This is a genomic window from Amycolatopsis sp. PSD-21, assembly GCF_055561455.1.
Genome location: NZ_CM145712.1, coordinates 920,185 through 937,766 on the forward strand (window position 1 = coordinate 920,185; position 17,582 = coordinate 937,766).

At 67.9% G+C, this 17,582-nt stretch carries 19 protein-coding genes; 11 read left to right on the top strand and 8 right to left on the bottom strand.

Annotated elements, in window-relative coordinates; genetic code table 11:
* Positions 1 to 14: 14 nt before the first annotated feature.
* A complete protein-coding gene (locus ACZ1DY_RS04765; RefSeq protein WP_257489179.1) occupies positions 15 to 608 on the bottom strand; it encodes a hypothetical protein in 594 nt (197 codons plus the stop codon).
* Positions 609 to 690: 82 nt separating this feature from the next.
* Entirely contained in the window at positions 691 to 1,200 is a 510-nt protein-coding gene (locus tag ACZ1DY_RS04770; protein ID WP_465483701.1) for a hypothetical protein, read from the bottom strand.
* A gap of 240 nt (positions 1,201 to 1,440) precedes the next feature.
* Here ACZ1DY_RS04770 and ACZ1DY_RS04775 point away from each other — a divergent pair, with 240 nt between their 5' ends.
* Positions 1,441 to 2,664, top strand: a complete 1,224-nt coding sequence (locus tag ACZ1DY_RS04775) for an NADP-dependent isocitrate dehydrogenase (RefSeq protein ID WP_007032065.1) — start codon at positions 1,441 to 1,443, stop codon at positions 2,662 to 2,664.
* A gap of 190 nt (positions 2,665 to 2,854) precedes the next feature.
* Positions 2,855 to 3,160: an SH3 domain-containing protein gene (locus ACZ1DY_RS04780; RefSeq protein WP_257489177.1), complete on the top strand. Its 306-nt coding sequence runs from the start codon at positions 2,855 to 2,857 to the stop codon at positions 3,158 to 3,160.
* 143 nt (positions 3,161 to 3,303) lie between these two features.
* On the opposite strand, the gene ACZ1DY_RS04785 is transcribed toward ACZ1DY_RS04780, so the two are convergent.
* Positions 3,304 to 4,047 carry an MBL fold metallo-hydrolase gene (locus ACZ1DY_RS04785; RefSeq protein ID WP_465483702.1) on the bottom strand — a complete coding sequence of 248 codons (744 nt, stop codon included), beginning with the start codon at positions 4,045 to 4,047 and terminating at the stop codon, positions 3,304 to 3,306.
* A gap of 45 nt (positions 4,048 to 4,092) precedes the next feature.
* Here ACZ1DY_RS04785 and ACZ1DY_RS04790 point away from each other — a divergent pair, with 45 nt between their 5' ends.
* Positions 4,093 to 4,899, top strand: a complete 807-nt coding sequence (locus tag ACZ1DY_RS04790; RefSeq protein WP_126735288.1) for an exodeoxyribonuclease III — start codon at positions 4,093 to 4,095, stop codon at positions 4,897 to 4,899.
* Between the two features lie 11 nt (positions 4,900 to 4,910).
* Positions 4,911 to 5,801 (top strand): hypothetical protein, encoded by an 891-nt coding sequence (locus tag ACZ1DY_RS04795; RefSeq protein WP_465483703.1) that lies wholly within the window; start codon positions 4,911 to 4,913, stop codon positions 5,799 to 5,801.
* Here the strand turns inward: ACZ1DY_RS04795 and ACZ1DY_RS04800 are convergent.
* Entirely contained in the window at positions 5,795 to 6,295 is a 501-nt protein-coding gene (locus ACZ1DY_RS04800) for a cupin domain-containing protein (protein ID WP_465483704.1), read from the bottom strand. The genes ACZ1DY_RS04795 and ACZ1DY_RS04800 overlap by 7 nt on opposite strands.
* Positions 6,296 to 6,360: 65 nt before the next feature.
* On the opposite strand from ACZ1DY_RS04800, the gene ACZ1DY_RS04805 reads away from it, so the two are divergent.
* Positions 6,361 to 6,861: a MarR family winged helix-turn-helix transcriptional regulator gene (locus tag ACZ1DY_RS04805; RefSeq protein WP_465483705.1), complete on the top strand. Its 501-nt coding sequence runs from the start codon at positions 6,361 to 6,363 to the stop codon at positions 6,859 to 6,861.
* Between the two features lie 56 nt (positions 6,862 to 6,917).
* Here ACZ1DY_RS04805 and ACZ1DY_RS04810 read toward each other — a convergent pair whose 3' ends face one another.
* The gene (locus ACZ1DY_RS04810) at positions 6,918 to 7,805 is read right to left on the bottom strand and encodes a glycoside hydrolase family 19 protein (protein WP_126735277.1); all 888 of its coding nucleotides are present in this window, start codon (positions 7,803 to 7,805) and stop codon (positions 6,918 to 6,920) included.
* Positions 7,806 to 8,205: 400 nt separating this feature from the next.
* On the opposite strand from ACZ1DY_RS04810, the gene ACZ1DY_RS04815 reads away from it, so the two are divergent.
* The gene (locus ACZ1DY_RS04815) at positions 8,206 to 8,526 is read left to right on the top strand and encodes a hypothetical protein (protein WP_465483706.1); all 321 of its coding nucleotides are present in this window, start codon (positions 8,206 to 8,208) and stop codon (positions 8,524 to 8,526) included.
* Positions 8,527 to 9,078: 552 nt separating this feature from the next.
* Here the strand turns inward: ACZ1DY_RS04815 and ACZ1DY_RS04820 are convergent.
* The gene (locus ACZ1DY_RS04820) at positions 9,079 to 9,825 is read right to left on the bottom strand and encodes a S1 family peptidase (RefSeq protein WP_465483707.1); all 747 of its coding nucleotides are present in this window, start codon (positions 9,823 to 9,825) and stop codon (positions 9,079 to 9,081) included.
* A 163-nt stretch (positions 9,826 to 9,988) separates the two neighbouring features.
* On the opposite strand from ACZ1DY_RS04820, the gene trpS reads away from it, so the two are divergent.
* Together trpS and ACZ1DY_RS04830 are read left to right on the top strand one after the other, a co-directional pair.
* Entirely contained in the window at positions 9,989 to 11,008 is a 1,020-nt protein-coding gene (gene trpS, locus ACZ1DY_RS04825; RefSeq protein ID WP_034304577.1) for a tryptophan--tRNA ligase, read from the top strand.
* 35 nt (positions 11,009 to 11,043) lie between these two features.
* A complete protein-coding gene (locus ACZ1DY_RS04830; RefSeq protein WP_257489170.1) occupies positions 11,044 to 12,072 on the top strand; it encodes a YhjD/YihY/BrkB family envelope integrity protein in 1,029 nt (342 codons plus the stop codon).
* A 2-nt stretch (positions 12,073 to 12,074) separates the two neighbouring features.
* Here ACZ1DY_RS04830 and ACZ1DY_RS04835 read toward each other — a convergent pair whose 3' ends face one another.
* Positions 12,075 to 13,313 (bottom strand): D-alanyl-D-alanine carboxypeptidase family protein, encoded by a 1,239-nt coding sequence (locus ACZ1DY_RS04835; RefSeq protein WP_465483708.1) that lies wholly within the window; start codon positions 13,311 to 13,313, stop codon positions 12,075 to 12,077.
* Between the two features lie 43 nt (positions 13,314 to 13,356).
* Between ACZ1DY_RS04835 and ACZ1DY_RS04840 the strand changes: the two genes are divergently transcribed.
* The 3 genes from ACZ1DY_RS04840 (at position 13,357) to ACZ1DY_RS04850 (ending at position 16,459) form a co-directional block, all read left to right on the top strand.
* Entirely contained in the window at positions 13,357 to 13,611 is a 255-nt protein-coding gene (locus tag ACZ1DY_RS04840; protein ID WP_026467335.1) for an SCO4848 family membrane protein, read from the top strand.
* A gap of 79 nt (positions 13,612 to 13,690) precedes the next feature.
* Complete coding sequence (locus ACZ1DY_RS04845; protein ID WP_465483709.1) at positions 13,691 to 15,103, top strand: S8 family peptidase; 1,413 nt, start codon at positions 13,691 to 13,693, stop codon at positions 15,101 to 15,103.
* 132 nt (positions 15,104 to 15,235) lie between these two features.
* The gene (locus tag ACZ1DY_RS04850) at positions 15,236 to 16,459 is read left to right on the top strand and encodes a M14 family zinc carboxypeptidase (protein WP_465483710.1); all 1,224 of its coding nucleotides are present in this window, start codon (positions 15,236 to 15,238) and stop codon (positions 16,457 to 16,459) included.
* A 71-nt stretch (positions 16,460 to 16,530) separates the two neighbouring features.
* Here the strand turns inward: ACZ1DY_RS04850 and ACZ1DY_RS04855 are convergent, their stop codons facing one another.
* Entirely contained in the window at positions 16,531 to 17,496 is a 966-nt protein-coding gene (locus tag ACZ1DY_RS04855; protein WP_465483711.1) for a hypothetical protein, read from the bottom strand.
* Positions 17,497 to 17,582: the final 86 nt, after the last annotated feature.

Sequence of the window (17,582 nt, forward strand, 5' to 3'; positions counted from 1 at the left end):
TGGTCCCAGCACGCTCAGCGGCGCCGCCGGGCGAGTCTCGACGCGAGGCCCGCGCCGATCAGGAGGAAACCCGTCGCGAGCAGCCCGCCGATGAACAGCCAGCTCGTGACGCCGTAGGTGACGTCGTTCTGCGGCAGGTACTTCACCAGCCGGAAGCCCCATTCCGGGACCGCGATCGTCGCCACGCCGGGGGCGACACCCCAGACCAGGCCGCCGAGGATCGGGCCGGTCGCCGAGAGCGCGCCGAGCAGCCCGACCGACAGCAGCAGGATCCCGCCGCCGACGAGGAGGCCGATACTGAGGACGTCACGCTGGGTGCTGAGCGTCGCCTGGACGAGCATCTGCTGCCGCAAGCCGCCCCAGGCCAGCAGGCCGAGGGCGACCGGCGTCAGGATGAGGCCACCCGCACCGCTGAGGACGCGACGCACGCCTCGGCCGGCGCGCGTGTCTTCGGGGCTCAGGTCGTCGTCGAAGGGCTCGTACGGTTCGTACGACTCGACGTCCTCGTACGGCCTTCGCGGATCTCGCGGGTTTTCGGGTTGCTCGTACTCCCCGTACTCCTGGTAGTCCTCGTCGTCGTACTCCGCGGCGTACCGGTGCGATGACATCGGCGGGTCACCTCCCTGCCCCGGACTACGGACGCGAGCCCCCTCCGGTTCACTTCGATCTCCGCCGATCGCGTTTAGCCCGCTAAACGCGACTTGAGCGGCGCCGCGAGAGGGTGCCGACCAGACCGGCCCCGATGAGCAGGAAACCGCTCCCGACCAGCGCGCCCATCACCAGCCAGGTCACCAGGCCGACGCCGAGGCCGCTGCCGCCGACGTCGTAGATGAGGCTCATGACGTCGCGCGGACTCAGGAGGAACGCCACGCCTGGCAGCACACCCCACACCAGTCCGCCCAGCACCGGCCCGAGTCCGGACAGCGCCCCGAGGAACGCGACGCCGAGCAAGAGCAGGCCGCCCAGGAACAGGAGGACGATGCCGAGCGGATCCTCGGTGATGGACAAGGAACGCGAGAATCCCCGCTGGAGCAGTGAGCCGCCGTAGATGGTCAGGCCGAGCGCGACCGGCGTGAGCAGGACACCGCCCAGCCCGCTGATCACCCGGGGCACCGCGCGCCCGTTTTGCCTAGGCTGGGCGTAGGGCTCCGGTGCCTGAGGCTGCTCGTACGGAGGCACGGCGTAGGGGTTGGTCGACATGGGATCGCCCTTTCCGGTGGGCCGGCGGAGGAGTGTTGTTCGATGATGACGCGGTCGCCGTCGTTCCCGTGACGGCCGGATGGCCGTCGTGCGACCGGGTGACGTCGGACACATCCGCCTCGTGGAGACTTGATACCGACCACTACTGGAACCATCCAGCACCGTTAAGCAGTACGCTTGTACCGCTACCGGAGAGACTGAAGTAGAACGCGAAGATCCGCGGAAGGAGCACCGCTGCTCATGGCCAAGATCAAGGTCCAGGGCACCGTCGTCGAGCTCGACGGCGATGAGATGACCCGCATCATTTGGCAGTTCATCAAGGACAAGCTGGTCCACCCCTACCTGGACCTCAACCTCGAGTACTACGACCTGGGCATCGAGGAGCGGGACCGCACCGACGACCAGATCACCATCGACTCGGCCAACGCGATCAAGAAGCACGGCGTCGGCGTCAAGTGCGCCACGATCACGCCGGACGAGGCGCGGGTCGAGGAGTTCGGCCTGAAGAAGATGTGGCGGAGCCCGAACGGCACCATCCGCAACATCCTCGGCGGCGTCGTCTTCCGCGAGCCGATCATCATCAACAACATCCCGCGGCTGGTCCCCGGCTGGACGAAGCCGATCATCATCGGCCGTCACGCCCACGGTGACCAGTACAAGGCCACCGACTTCAAGGTCCCCGGCCCGGGCACCCTGACGCTGACCTACACCCCGGCCGACGGCTCGCAGCCGATGGAGTTCGAGGTCGCGCAGTACCCCGAGGGCGGCGGCGTCGCCATCGGTATGTACAACTACCGCAAGTCCATCGAGGACTTCGCGCGCGCCTCGCTGCAGTACGGCCTGGACCGCGAGATGCCGGTCTACCTGTCGACCAAGAACACGATCCTCAAGGCCTACGACGGCATGTTCAAGGACGTGTTCCAGGAGATCTTCGACGCGGAGTTCAAGACCGACTTCGACGCCAAGGGCATCACCTACGAGCACCGCCTCATCGACGACATGGTCGCCGCGGCGCTCAAGTGGGAGGGCGGCTACGTCTGGGCGTGCAAGAACTACGACGGTGACGTGCAGTCCGACACGGTCGCGCAGGGCTTCGGCTCGCTGGGCCTGATGACCTCGGTGCTGCGCACCCCGGACGGCAAGACCGTCGAGGCCGAGGCCGCGCACGGCACGGTGACCCGGCACTACCGCCAGCACCAGCAGGGCAAGCCGACCTCGACCAACCCGATCGCGTCCATCTACGCGTGGACCCGTGGCCTCGAGCACCGCGGCAAGCTGGACTCGAACCCGGAGCTGATCGGCTTCGCGAACAAGCTGGAGCAGGTCGTCATCGAGACCGTCGAGAGCGGCAAGATGACCAAGGACCTCGCCCTGCTCGTGGGCAAGGACCAGCCGTTCCAGACCACCGAGGAGTTCCTCGCGACGCTGGACACCAACCTGGCCAAGAAGATCGCCCAGGGCTGAGTCGCTTAAGCGCCTGAAGGCCCCCTTCCGCTTGTGGAAGGGGGCCTTTCGCGTTGTGACGGTCGGTAGTACGAAGGCCGTTCGGTTGGCGCCTCCGGGTGGTTGGCAATCCGGGATCTGGGCGGCCGCCCCGGCTTCTGCCACTCTGGACCGGACGGAAAACGATTCCCTTGTTCGAGGAGTGACCACCATGGCCATCTCGAAACCGATGTTGTTCATCGGCGGCGGACTGGCGCTGATCGTCGTCGTCGCCATCTCGGGACAGGACAGGGAGTCGAGCGCGTCGAGCCCGACCGGTTGCCAGGTCGTCGTGACCGCCGACGTTCTCAACGCGCGCGACGCGCCCGGCGGGCAGAAGATCGTCGGCAAGTACGTCAAGGACACGAAGATCGACGCGCAGCCGGTGGTCGAGAACGGCTTCCGCAAGATCGCCGAGGGCAAGTGGGTCTCGGTCGAGTTCGCGCCCCCGGTGGACGGCGCGAAATGTGGCCCTTGACCTGCGGTTTCGCGTTTAGCCCGCGAAACGCAAGTGGCCTCTGACCTGGGGGATCGCGTTTAGCCCGCGAAACGCAGGTGGGGTGCTCTGACCTGCGGGATCGCGTTTAGCCCGCTAAACGCAAGTGCGCCTGCGGATCGCGATTAGCCCGCTAAACGCAGGTGGGTGCCCTCCTCGGCCGCCAGTACCTCCCCGCTGAACGCTTCCCGCGCTTCGGCCACCGAGATCGCGCGGTCGGAACCGGGCCAGAAGTGGGTCAGCAGCAGCCGCCGGGCGCCGCCGCGCTCGGCCCAGTACCCGGCCTCGCCCGCCGTCGACACCAGACGCGGCGTCACGTCGGGCGACGGGCCCTGAAGCGTGGCGTCGGCGATGACGAGGTCGGCGTCGCGCGCCAGTTCCGCGAGGATCGGGCTCGGTCCGCTGTCGCCGGTGTACGCGACGGTGAGTCCGGAAGCGGCCAAGCGGACGCCGTAGTTCGGCACGTGGTGCGGAAGCAGGAACGTGGTCATCCGGAACGGCCCGACCTCACGCGGCGGACCGAGTTCGAGCACGTCGAAGATCGTCGTCGGATGCGGCCGCGGCTCGAGCGCTTCGAGCCGGCGCACCGTTCCCGGAGTGCAGTGCAGCGGGATCCTCGGCTCGTCCGGCAGCCCGTAGGCGCGAGCCCGGCCGAGCGCGCTCACATCGGCGCAATGATCGGGATGCTCGTGCGTCACCACCACCGCGTCGACCCGGCCGTCCGGGCAGTGTTCGAACAGCCGTGACGCGGCGCCGTAGCCGAGGTCGAGCACGACTTTGAAACCCTCGTGGACCAGCAGGAAGCCGGCGCAGGCCCGGCCGGGTTCCGGCCAGGCGCCGCAGCTGCCCAGCACGGTCAGCTCGCTCATGCGCGCAGTCTCCCAGTGCCGATTCTGTCGGACCCCCCGGGTAGCGTGCGGAGGGTGCTGACCGTCTCCACTGTGAATGTCAACGGCCTCCGTGCCGCCGCGAAAAAGGGCTTCGTCGAGTGGCTGGGCTCGACGAAAGCCGATGTCGTCGCCTGCCAGGAGGTCCGGGCCGAGCTCAAGGAGCTGCCGGCCGGTGCCGCCGCGCCCGAAGGCTGGCACGTGGTGCACGCGCCGTCGGCGCAGAAGGGGCGCAACGGCGTCATGCTGTTCAGCCGGGCGGAGCCGGAAGAGGTCCGCATCGGCTTCGGCGAGCCCGAATTCGAGGACAGCGGCCGCTACGCCGAGATCCACCTGCCGAACGTCGTGGTCGCGAGCCTGTACCTGCCCAGCGGTGACGTCGGGACCCCACGCCAGGACGAAAAGGAGCGCTTCATGGCGGCGTTCCTGCCGTACCTCGTCGACCTGCGCGCCAAGGCCGAGGCCGGCGGCCGCGAGGTCGTAGTCGTGGGCGACTGGAACATCGCCTACGACAAGATCGACCTGAAGAACTGGCGCGGAAACCAGAAGAGCTCGGGCTTCCTGCCGGAGGAGCGGGAGTGGCTCGGCCGCGTGTTCAGCGAGGCCGGCTACGTCGACGTGCAGCGCAAGCTCGACCCGGAAGGCCCCGGCCCGTACACCTGGTGGTCGTACCGCGGGAAGGCGTTCGACAACGACACCGGCTGGCGCATCGACTGCCAGATCGCTACCCCCGGCCTGGCCGAGCGGTGCACTTCCGTCGTGGTCGAGCGCGCCGAGTCCTACGACCGGCGCTGGTCCGACCACGCGCCGGTGACGGCGACGTACTCCGAATAGCCCGGCCGGTCATGGAGACGAACGAAGCCAGGCGTATCGAGGCGACGAACGCCGAGCGCTACGCGATGTCCGGCCAGTACGGGTGGGAGTTCAGCCCGGACGCGCCGAACATGCTGGAACGGTGGACGGTGCTGCCGTTCAACCAGCGCGGTGACAAGCGGATGGCGTTCGGCGCGCTGAGTGGCGCGTACCAAGGGCTGCGGTTCAGCGTTTTCGACTACCACCGCCGCCCGACGGTCACGAGCGTGCACACGCGGTGGACCAACAAGAAGGTCAACGAGCTCGACACGATCTCGATCGACACGGTCTGGGTCGTCACCCTGCCCGCCCCGATGCCGAACTTCCAGATCGTGTCGAGCATCGAATCCGCCTGGGACGTCGAGCAATACCCGGAGCCCGCCACCGCGGACCGGAAGTTCAACCGCTGGTACAAGCTGATCGACACCGACCCGAACGTCGCGATCGGCGTGCTCACGCCGCAGGTCGCCGCCACCATGCGGTCCCTGAAACTGCACACTTGGTCGCTGGTGGGCGCGGAACTGGTCTACGTCGAGAATCCGACCTTCGGCCGGACCAAGCCGGATGACGTTCTCTCGACGCTGGGGCGTCTCGCGCAGCTGGTGTCGCTGTTGCCGTTCCACCTCGGCGGCGGCCAGCCTGCCGCGCCGCCACCTCCGCAGCAACCTCAGTACCCGCACCAGCCGTACCCGCCGCAGAACCCCGGCTATCCGCAGCAATACCCGCCTCCGCCGCAGTACGGACAGCAGCCGTATCCGCCGCAGCATCAGGGGTATCCGCCGCCGCAATATCCGCCGCAGCAGTACCCACCACCGCAGTACCCGCAGCCCGGGTATCCGCCCCAGGGATATCCGCCGCCGGGGTACCCGCCGCGCGGTTACTGACGGGACTTCGCACTCTCCGTCCACACCGGACTCTCGACGAAGTGGTTGTCGGACTTTTCCTGGCTGTCCAAGAGATCCTGGACGGTCGCCTCGCCATGTCCGACCTTCTCCAGCAGGCGGAAGTAGCCGAACCGTTCCACGCCTGGGACGAACACGATGAGGACGTCCGCCGCCGAGTCGACCGCCGCGCGGAAAGCGTGCGTGGTCAGTGGCGGGACGACCAGCATGTCGCCCTCGGAAATAGTGACGATCTCTTCTCCCACAAGGACTTCCAGCTTCCCGCCGAGCATGAAGAACATCTCGGAGGAGCCGGTGTGGTAGTGCGGCGCCGCTCCATCCGCGCCGACGCCTAACCGTGTTCGCGCGCTGCTCAGGGCTCCGCCTGTGGTCGAGACGTCGGCGAGCAGCGTGACAAGGGTGGGGGCCGCGCCGACGGTCTCGGCTTCGGCGGCGCGGACGAGGACGGGTTCACGGGTTTCGATGCGCTGGGTCATGCCCGAGATGGTTCCACCGCTGATAGTTCGCTGTCAAACTATCTTCCGTCGAATAGACTACGTCCGTGAGCGAAGAACGGAACACGGACGCGATCGACGCGGTCGTCGGCGCGTGGCGGCGCGAACGGCCGGAGCTGGACTTGACCGCGATCGGGGTCGCCGGGCGCCTCGGCCGCGTGGCGATGCTGACCACTCCCATGGTGGAAGCCGTGTTCGCTAAGCACGGCTTGAAGCAGGGGGAGTTCGACGTGCTCGCGGCGCTCAGGCGGTCCGGGAAGCCGTACACGCTGATCCCGTCCGAGCTTTCCGCGACGCTGATGATGTCCAGGGCCGGGATGACCAGCAGGATCGACAGGCTCGAGTCGGCGGGGCTGGTCGAGCGGGCGCTGGATCCCGAAGACCGGCGCAGCTTCCGGGTCACGCTGACCGAGCGCGGGTTCGAGGTTGTCGACGCCGCGATGACCGAGCACACGGCGAACGTCGCGAAGCTGCTGTCGCCACTCGGCGAGGACCTCGACGTTCTGGACGCGTCGCTGCGACGGCTGCTGGCATCCCTCGAAAGCTGAAGAGGCCCTTCACCGCGTCACATGCGGCGAAGGGCCCCTTCAGTGCTTTAGATGGATCAGCAGTACAGATTGCCGCCCGGGCTCACGCCGAGGATCCCGGTGAACTGCTGGTACTTGTTCACGCGGCTCTGCACCTGGGCGGGGTTGCCGCCGTTGCACTCGATGCTCCCGTTGATGCTCCGGATGGTCTCTCCGAAGCCGCGGCTGTTGACCATCGCGTTGTGCGGGGTCATCGTGCCGGGACCGTTCTGGGTCATCCAGTACCAGATGCCGGTCTTCCAGGCGACCGCCGCGTCGTTCTGCACCAGCCACGGGTTGGTCAGCAGCGGCAGGCCCAGCGCGTCGCCGGCGGCCTTGTAGTTGAAGTTCCAGCTCAGCTGGATCGGGCCGCGGCCGTAGTACGCGGCGTTGCCCGCCGGGCAGCCGTAGGACTGGCTCGTGTCGCAGTAGTGCGGGTAGTTGGCCTCGTTCTGCTCGACGATATGGACGAGGCCGCCGGTCTCGTGGCTGACGTTCGCCAGGAAGGCCGCCGCTTCCTGCTTCTTCACGGTGTCGCTGCCCGTGCCGGCGAAGGCCGGGTACGCGCTCAGGGCGGTGACCAGGCCGTTGTAGGTGTAGAAGGGGTTCCGGCTCGGGAACATCTGGTTGAACTGGGCTTCGCTGACCACGAAGCCGGACGGGTTCGGCGGGTTGGTCGTGCCGCCGCCGCAGGCGCCCTGATCGGCCCAGACCTGCGCCGTTCCGGGGGTTTCGTTCTGTGTCCACCATTTCGCGGACCAGTTGTGTCCGTTGTAGGAGGCGGTGTTGCCGCCCCAGTAGACCGAGCTCGCGTTCCATGGCGCCACGCAGTCCGCGGCGGAGGCGGACTGGGCCGGGACGACCACGGCGACCGTGGTGGCGGCGAAGGTGGCGGCGACCGCCGCGAGAATACGTCGAAGAGACATCGGTGGCTCCTTCGTACGAGGGGACCATGCAGGGGGAGATTGGTCTATACCTTTTAAAGGGTATGGCCAACAGGTATAGACCATTGAGGACAAGAAACCAACCGTGGGAAGTCGGATACTGCCTGTTCGGCCGCGTGTGACAGTCGAATGGCCTAACCCTGTCCGGTTTTGTCAGAAACCGATCTTGAGCACGGCAACTCTGAGAAGAGGGGTGCTCGAAACATCCCCCCTGTGAGGGGCTAGTCTCGTGCCCCGAGTTGATCAGAACCCACAGGTCTTGACACGCTCGGTAGTTTTTTGACCAGCAGCCTGGAAATGCTCACTCGTTCGGGTTAGCGTTCCGGTTCGGCAAAGTCACGTCACGGGAGGCACTCCGGTGCGGAACCCAGTTCATCTCCTGATGCGATCGACCCTGCCCGCGGCGAGGGCCGCGGCGGTCATCGCGATCCCGGTCGCGCTGCTCATCGCGGGCGCGGTACCGGCGTCGGCCGCGGACATGACGTCGCGGTCGGAGATGGCGTTCGGTCTTCTGGGCCCGGTCGGCTTGATCGCCGTCGCGCTCGGCGTCGTCGGGATGGCCTTCGGCGTGTTCCGTCAGCGCCGGAAGGCCCGCGCGGCCGCCGTCCCCACCACCCCACCCCAGCCCGCCGCCCCGCACGTCGCCGCGATGGCCGAGGCCGTGCTCGCGGACGAGGCCCTCACTCGCCAGCAGCGCCCCTGACCTGCGTCTCCCCGGCTCAAATCGCGTTTAGCCCGCTAAACGCGACGCGCGCCCGGATCGCGATTAGCCCGCTAAACGCGGGTCGGTGCCCGGGGCTGGGCGGATCGCGATTAGCCCGCTAAACGCGGGTCGGTGCCGGCGGGTGGGCGGATCGCGATTAGCCCGCTAAACGCAGGTCGGCGGATTTTTGGGTAGGTACACCTAGTCCCGCCCGGATTGTTTAGCCGCCCGTTGATCGCCACGCTCGGGTCCATGACGGTGACACGGCGTCGCAGCCGGCCCGGTGACCCCTTCCCCCGCGCCCTGGACCGGGCGATCACGGACAGCGGCCTCGGCCTCGACCGGATCCGGCACCGGCTCGCCCTGGAGGGTGTCCGGGTCAGTGTCGCGACCTTGAGCTACTGGCGGACCGGAAGAAGCCGCCCCGAGCGGTGCGACTCCCTGAAGGCGGTCGCGCTGCTGGAGCGGCTCTTCGAACTTCCGCACGGTTCTTTGCTGAACCGCCTGGGCCCGCGTCGCCCCCGGGGGCGGTGGGGCGACGCGGGGAGCGGATCAGACGCCGGAGTTGGTGCGGATCCAGCTACGGAAGTAGGGGACGTCCACGTAGATCGACGGCCCGGTCGCGCAGGTGCTGCTGTTGTTCCCGGCGCGGCTCGTCGCGCCGACCAGCTGCCAGACACCGTTGACCTGCTTCACCTGCGGGCCGCCCGAGTCGCCGTAGCAGGCACCCGAGTTGCCGTTGGGGTTGTTGGTGCAGATCTCGCTGGCACCGTTGATGCCGAGGCAGCGGCTGTCGGCGACGATCGAGGTGTTCAGCTCCTGGAGGTTGATCGGGGCGCCACAACCACCGCGGACGGGGCAGGTCTGGCCCCAGCCGATGATCCGCGTCGCGGTGCCAACGGCCCCGGACGAAGCGGCGATCGTGACCGGCGCCTGCGACACCGCCGTCGAGAGACGCAGCAGCGCCAGGTCGGCGCTCGGGTGGGCGATGCGCTGGGCCACGCGGGCGACGGTGCCGCCGCTGGTGCGGTTCGTGGTGCCGACGCGCACCTGGTACGGCGTGCCGCAGTGCGCCGCGGTGACCACCCAGGTCGAGCTGATCAGTGAGCCACCACACTGGTGGCCGCCGGAGCTCGACTGCTGGGACACCATGAACGAGTAGACCTGGGTCGCGTTGCCGCCGCCGACGATGTTCGGCTGGACGCCTCCGGTGGGCTCGGCCGCAGCCGCGACGCCGGAAAGCGAGAAGACGGCCGCGGCCGCCATGGCCAAGCCCATCAGTAGGGATCGTGCCTTCATCTGGGTTCTCCTTCGGTGTGGCCGGAAGATCCGGTGCCATGAACGCTAGGAATCGGGCACCCTGGCCAGAACCGTCGGAAGTATGTGGCGTTTAACCGTTTAGACCGTTCGGCCGGGGCGAGGCCGCGTGACCCGCCGTGGCGTGGCCTGAGAGAATCCGGGCGTGTCCGACGAACAGAAGCGCCCGCGCGTGCTCTCCGGGATCCAGCCGACCGCCGACTCGTTCCACCTCGGCAACTACCTGGGTGCGCTGCGGCAATGGGTGCGGCTGCAGGACACCCACGACACCTTCTACATGGTCGTCGATCTGCACGCGATCACCGTCGAGCAGGATCCGAAGGTGCTGCTGGACCGCACCCGCCGCTCGGCCGCGCAGTTGCTCGCGCTCGGCGTCGACCCGGCCCGCAGCGCGCTGTTCGTCCAGAGCCACGTGCCCGAGCACGCCCAGCTCGGCTGGGTGCTGGAGTGCCAGACGGGGTTCGGCGAAGCGAGCCGGATGACGCAGTTCAAGGACAAGGCCGCGAAGCAGGGCACCGATCGCGCCAGCGTCGGCCTGTTCACGTACCCGGTCCTGCAGGCCGCCGACATCCTGCTGTACCAGGCGAACGAGGTCCCCGTCGGCGAGGACCAGCGCCAGCACCTGGAGCTGACGCGCAACCTCGCGCAGCGGTTCAACAACCGCTACGGCAAGACGTTCACCGTGCCGGAGCCGCATATCGTCAAGGACACGGCGAAGATCTACGACCTTCAGGACCCGACCGCGAAGATGAGCAAGTCCTCGTCGACCGGCAACGGCCTGATCGAACTGCTCGAAGACCCGAAGAAGTCGGCGAAGAAGGTGCGCTCGGCGGTCACGGACACCGGCCGCGAGATCGTCTTCGACGCCGAGAACAAGCCGGGCGTTTCGAACCTGCTGACGATCCTCTCCGCGCTGACCGATCAGCCGGTCGCGGAACTCGAGAACTCCTACGAGGGCAAGGGATACGGCGACCTGAAGAAGGGTGTTGCGGAGGCCTTCGTGGACTGGGTGACGCCGGTGCAGGAACGCGTCCAGTCCTATCTGGATGACGTCGCCGAACTCGACAAGGCCTTGGCGCTCGGGGCGCAACGGGCGAGGGAAGTCGCTTCGGTGACGTTGCGGAACGTCTACGAGAACATCGGGTTCCTTCCCCCGGCAGGCTGATTCGCGCTGCGATGTCGTCGCCGGATGGTTAGCGTTTGACGGTGGCGAATGATGACGGCGCGAAGCCGGAACAGGACAAGCTGTTACCGCGCCTGAGGCGGAAGTACGGCTGGCTCGATCACCTCATCCGGGCCAACGACGCCTTCACCGAGCGCTACGGCAACCACTACGCCGCCGCCATCACCTACTTCAGCGTGCTGTCGGTGATCCCGATCCTGATGGTCGCCTTCGCGATCCTCAAGATCGTGCTCGCCGGCGACCAGGTGGTGACGAACCAGCTCGTCGACGGCATCAAGAAGTCGGTCCCGGAAGGGCTGAGCGATCTCGTCGGCAGCATCATCAAGGCGGCGCTGGACTCCGGCGGCGGCATCGGGGTGTTCGGCCTGTTGCTGGCGCTGTATTCGGGCGTCGGCTGGATGACCAACCTGCGTGACGCGCTGACCGCCCAGTGGGGCCAGGAAAAGCAGCAGTTGCCGTTGGTGTCGACGACGATCAAGGACCTGCTGTCCCTCGTGGGGCTCGGTCTCGCGCTGGTGATCTCGTTCGGCCTCACCGCGGCGGGCAGCGGCGTCGGGCGGTTCCTGCTCGAACTGGTCGGTCTCGAGAACCAGGGCTGGGCCGTGTTCCTGTTGAAAGTCGCGACGATCCTGCTCGGTCTGCTCGCGAACACCCTGGTCTTCCTGTGGGTCATCGCGAGGCTGCCTCGTGAGCACGTCGCGCTGCGCAGCGCGGTCAAGGGCGCGATCTTCGCCGCGGTCGGATTCATCGTGCTCCAGCAGGCCGCCACCGTTTACCTCGGCAGCGTCACGAAGTCACCGGCGTTCACGTTGTTCGGCCCGGTGATCGGTCTGCTCGTGTTCGCGAACCTGGTGTCGCGCTTCCTGCTGTTCGTCACCGCGTGGACGGCGACGGCGAAGGAGAACATGAAGACCGTCGTCGAGCCGCCGCCCCCGGTGCTGATCCACCCGAGGGTGACCGTCCAGCAGGGCCCGGGACTCGGCGCCGTCGGCGGGGCTTTCGCGACCGGCGCGTTGCTGGGCTGGTTCGGCCGCCGCAAGTCCTGACGTTATTCGCCCGCCATGGCCTTCTTGCGCTGGTGGCCGATGACGAACGACGCCACGATGATCAGGAAGACCACCAGCGTGATGATCCACCCCGTCACGCCGAACGGGTCTTCGGCAGCGGCCGCTGCTCCGCTGTTCGACGCGCCGTCGGCGTTCGGCGCGGCGTTGGCCGGATCAGCGTTCACGGCTTCCGGCGACCGGTATTCGATGCGCCCCACCGATTCGGCCTTGGCATCGCGCAGCGCGATGCCGTAGTCGAGCAGCTTCGCCGCCTGTTCGGTGACCCTGGTCGGTCGCTGCTCGGCGCGCAGCATCACGACCCCGACCCGGTGACCGTTCCGGACCGCGCTGCCGGCGTAGGTGTGGCGCGCGTCGTCGGTGAAGCCGGTCTTCCCGCCGGTGAAGCCGGGATAGCTGCCGAGGAGCTTGTTGTCGTTGTAGATCGTGACGACCGGTTTCCCGCCGGTGGCCGGGACTTCGAAGCTCTTGGTCTTGACCACCTTGGCGAATTCGGCGTTCTTCATCGCGTAGTGGAAGATCAGGCTCATGTCGTAGGCGGAGGTCGACATGCCGGGGCCGTCGAGCCCGGACGGTGTCGCGGCCCGGGTGTCGGTGGCACCGATGCGGGTGGCCAGCGCGTTCATCTTCGCCAGCGTCGCGTCCAGGCCGCCGAGCACGGTGGAAAGCGCGTGCGCCGCGTCGTTGCCCGAGTGCATCAGCAGTCCGTGCAGCAGCTGGTCCACTGTGTACTGACCGCCGGCGCCGATACCCATGCAGGTGCACTCCTGCTCGGCGTCCTCCTTGGTCGCCACGACGATCTTCCCCGGCGGGAGCTCGGTGACCACGACCAGCCCGAGCAGGACCTTGATCAGCGACGCCGGACGCTGGCGGGCGTGCGGATCCTTCGCCGCGATGACGTCACCGGTTTCGAGATCCTGCAGCACCCACGCCGCGGAGGTGTTCCCCTCGGGCGGGTTCAGCGCGCGCTTCGGGAGCACGAGCCCGCATTCGGCCATCCGGTCGCCGCCGACCGGGACCGGCGGCACCGGCAGCGGCGCCGGAGCGGCCTCGCCGGGGCGCGGCTTCTCGGAGGTGTCGACGGGCGGGGGAGGCGTGACCTTGTTCGCGCACGGCTGCGCCTGGGCAGGTGGCTTCGGGGTGGCTGTGGCCACCGGCGTCACCGCGAGGGCGAGCACACCGGAAACGAGGACCAGGAGCAACCGGGAGATAGCGCTGTGCACCCGAGCAATGTAGCGCCGCCGGGCCCGCTGCATACTCAGGGGCATGCGCATTTCGCGAGGTACTTCGATGTTCCTGCTGGGTTTCGGCGTGTGGTCGTGGATCATCTGGATCACGTTCGCCAAGAACCTCTGGGACAGTGACCGCGCCTGGGCCGCGGACGGCTCGCCGACGGCCTACTTCATCGTGCACGCGGTGCTGACGGTCGTCTCGTTCGTGCTCGGCACCATCATCGGGCTCATCGGTCTGCGCACGCTTCGTGGCGCCAAGTCACGGGACGCGGAGAAGGCTGACGCCTGATCGGGTTTTGTCGTCCTTTTGACGGTGTTGGCCGGGGTCCGGCTCGCTTACGTTCACTCCACCGAATCATGGAGGTGGAATGTCCCGGATCAGACGCCTGCTCGTCCCCGCGCTCGTCGCGGCGGCGGCGGGAAGCGTGTTCTCGGCTCCGTCGGCGAGCGCCGCACCCGCGCCGCAGTGCGACACCGCGAGCGCCCCGTTCAACTACGTGGTGCTCTACGACCCGCGCACCCCGGAGCGCAAGGTCGACAACGAGCTGCGCGCCAAGTGCGGCGAGAAGGTCGCGTACTACCCGGAGATCGGGGTCGCGGTGGCGACCTCGCGCAACGCCGACTTCCAGGCGAAGATCGGTGTCTTCCGCGCCTATTCGGGCGGCCGTGACGTCGCGTTCCCGCCCGCGGCCTCCACCCGCTCGACCCGCTCCGCCGTGGTCGACACCAAGGAGAACGAAGAGACCACCAGCGTCGCCGTCGAGCAGGACCTGTCGGCCCAGCAGTGGGACATGCGGGCGATCCAGGCTCCCGAGGCGAACAAGATCTCCGGTGGCAGCCGCTCGGTGACGGTCGGCGTGCTGGACTCGGGCATCGAGCCCACCCACCCCGCGCTGAAGGCCGCCCTCGACCCGAAGGTGTCGGCGGGCTGCAACAGCGGCGCGCCCGACACCACGCCCGCCGCCTGGGCACCCACGAACTCCGACCACGGCACGCACGTCGCCGGCACGATCGCGGGCAAGGACGCCGCACGCGGCTTCACGGGCGTGGCGCCCGGCGTCAAGCTGGCGTCGGTGAAGGTCGTGAACGACGACGGCCTGATCCTCCCCGAGGCCGCGGTGTGCGGGTTCATGTGGGCGGCGAAGCACCGCTTCCCGGTGACGAACAACAGCTACTACATCGACCCGGGCATGTTCTACTGCTCGAAGGAGCCGGGCGACGCGGCCGCGTTCGAAGCCGTCCGCCGCGCGGTGACCTACTCGACCGGCCGTGGCGTGCTGAACGTCGCCGCCGCCGGCAACAGCGGTTTCGACCCGGACAAGCAGACCACCGACCCGAACCGCCCGCACCCGGTCGACACGAGCTGCGGCATCCTGCCCAAGGCCATCGACGGCGTCGTCAACGTCTCGGCCATCGGCTACGCGGGCACGAAGTCGTCGTACAGCAACTACGGTGACGACGTTTCGGTCACCGCCCCCGGCGGCGACCGCGCCCAGCTTCCGCCCGAGGGCCAGGGTGTCGGTTGCCCGCTGTCGACTATCTTCAACGGCGGCTACGGCGCCAAGTGCGGCACCTCGATGGCGTCCCCGCACGCCGCCGGTGTCGCCGCGCTGCTGGCGTCCCGCTACCGCCACGCTTCGCCGCGGCTGCTGACCTGGCTGCTGGAGCACCAGGCGGACACGGTCCCCTGCGGAACCGCGGCGCCGGTCTGCGAAGGCCCGGCGAAGGACAACTCGTACTACGGCCACGGCCGCGTCAACGCCCTGGACGCGGTGAAGTAGTTTCGCGCGTTCGCCGGGGCCGGTCCACCTTCGTGGGCCGGCCCCGGTTTCGCTTTCGGGAACTTTCGCCGGATTCGCGATGGGGGTCCTTCTCGCTACGTTATGAGCACCTTCGGCAGTGGGGAGTTCACGATGTCGTTGTCCGGTCGGTTGGTTCCCGTGGTGGTGGGGCTGGCGATGCTCCCGCTCGTCAGCGCGCCCACGGCGGTGGCGGCGCCCTGCAGCGAGGAGCCGCGGGAGCTGCCCATCAACGAGTTCACCGACTATCGCGAGATGGTGCGGGAGCTCGGACGGCTCGAACGGGTGAGCCAAGGGCGGGTGAAGGTCAAGGAGGTCGGGCGGTCGAACCGCGGCCGGGTGATCCACCAGGCGACCGTCGGGACCGGGCCCAAGGTGTTCGTGGTCTCCAGCGAGATCCACGGGAACGAGAAGACCGGCACCGACGCCCTGCTGCGCATCCTCGACTACCTCGGCACGTCGGAGTCGCGGGACGCCGAGCGGCTGCGGAAGACCATCACCTTCGTCGCGGTGCCGAAGCTGAACCCCGACGGCGCCGAACTCGACCGGCGCGGCAACGACCTGTCGTGGGCCGAGGTGCAGCGGAAGTTCCCCCAGCTGAAGGACCGGCCGCCCACCTGGAACTACCTCAGCGGCATCCTCCAGGGCGACGACTACCGCAAGCGGCCGGGATTCGACGTCAACCGCGACTTCAATCCCGAGCTCGACTACGTCCCGCGTGCGGAGGACGTCCCGGGTGCGCCGGATCAGCCCGGCTGGTTCATCACGCCCGAGGCGCGGGCGCTGCGTTCGGTGTACCTGGAGCTGACCGCTTCGCGGGGGAAGGTGCCCGACGTCTACGTCGATCTGCACCACCAAGGCGCCTGCGTCCGGCAGGAAGGCAGTAACCGGCTGCTCGACGTCGGCATCGATTACCCGCCGCTTCCCGACAAGTTCTTCGAGCCCGGCCAGAAGTACGCGAAGTACCGCGATGTGTACACAAAGGACGAATCGCGGCAGCTGGCGATCAGCGCCTTCAACGGGATGACGTCGCGTGGCTTCGTCGGGGCGCGGTATCCGCACGCGCCGGACCGGGATCTGCCGGGGCAGGCGCGGTGTTCGTTCGCTCTGAACGGGACCGGGACGGTGCTGTTCGAGGTGCGCGGGCAGACGCAGACGCTCGGGCAGCAGCACCGGGAGCGCTTCACGCGCGCGGTGATGGCGGGGCTGTACAACATGCTGCGGGACGTGAGCACGGGGGCTGTCGGGTACATCGACCCGGAGGTTTTCGACCGGCTGCCGGGTACCGCCGACTCCGGCGCCGGCCATCACTCGCTGGACGCCCGGATTCTTGAGTAGCGGCTGTCCGTGCCAGTACATGACGGCCCCCTTCCTTGCGCCTAGGTACAGGAAGGGGGCCATCATGTACTTCAGGAGGCTGTCGCGAGGTGGATGTCGGGTCGCGGCCTGGCGATGGCAACCTCGTGCGCGGCCGTGAGATCGGCGAGGACGCCATCGGGGTCGTCTCGTAGTCGGGAGGGCAGAGTCTGCACCACGACCAGGCCCGCCGCCGCGTACCGCGTATTGCGCTCGATGGTTCGCGCGTAGTCCGACTTGCGGAAATGAAACTCGAAAGAGTCGATTTCCCACACGAGGCCGACGTCCTCCCATAACGCGTCGGGGCGTCCGATATAGCGCCCTTGCCGGTCGTGAATCGCCGCGTTCCAGTGGCTCGGTGGTGTCGTCATGCGCCGGCTGAGGATCCTGGCACTGGATTCCGCCATGGAGCGGAGATCCACCCAGTTCGTCAGCAGGCGCCTCGGTACAGCGGTACCTCGAAGTGAGCCGTGATCGAGTTCGCGAAGCAGAGCTTTCGGATGGCATCCGCCTTTCTGGACCGCTTCGATCAAGATGGCCTCGACCTGTTCGGAGTTCCCGAGTCGCCGTGCCGTGTCCGTCGTGGCCCGGACCAGTGGCGCCAAAGGAATTTCGTTCCGGACGATCGGTGGTGGTAGGCGGATCGTCCGCTCCATGGTCACGAAACCGGTGCTGCGGATCTTCCGATCATGCGGGATCAGCAGGTGCAGCCCCGCGTCCGGTGGCATCGCGGTTGTGCGCAGGCCATGCCGCCGGCAGGCTTCGATTCCGGTGAGAACCGCGTCCGCACCGCCGTGCAGCAGCCCCGCGGTCACGAACTGCTCGCTCGTGGGTTCGTTGTTGTGCAGCAGGATTATGCCCGGCAGCAGGCGTTGCCATGGACCACCCGGCAGGCAGCGGGTGTAGATCGTCCGGCTGCTCATTTCGAGGCTTTCCAGGTCGGCCGCCCGGATGACCCCGTTGCGACTCCGTGCGTGCAGCAGTTCGGGATGCTGAGCCCATCGCCCCCTCTTGGTCATGGTGCTCAGCGTGGGCGTGGGGCCGCCTGCGCGCCAGAGTCGATTTGCCTACTTGTGGATAACTGACCCCTTGTGGATAACTCACC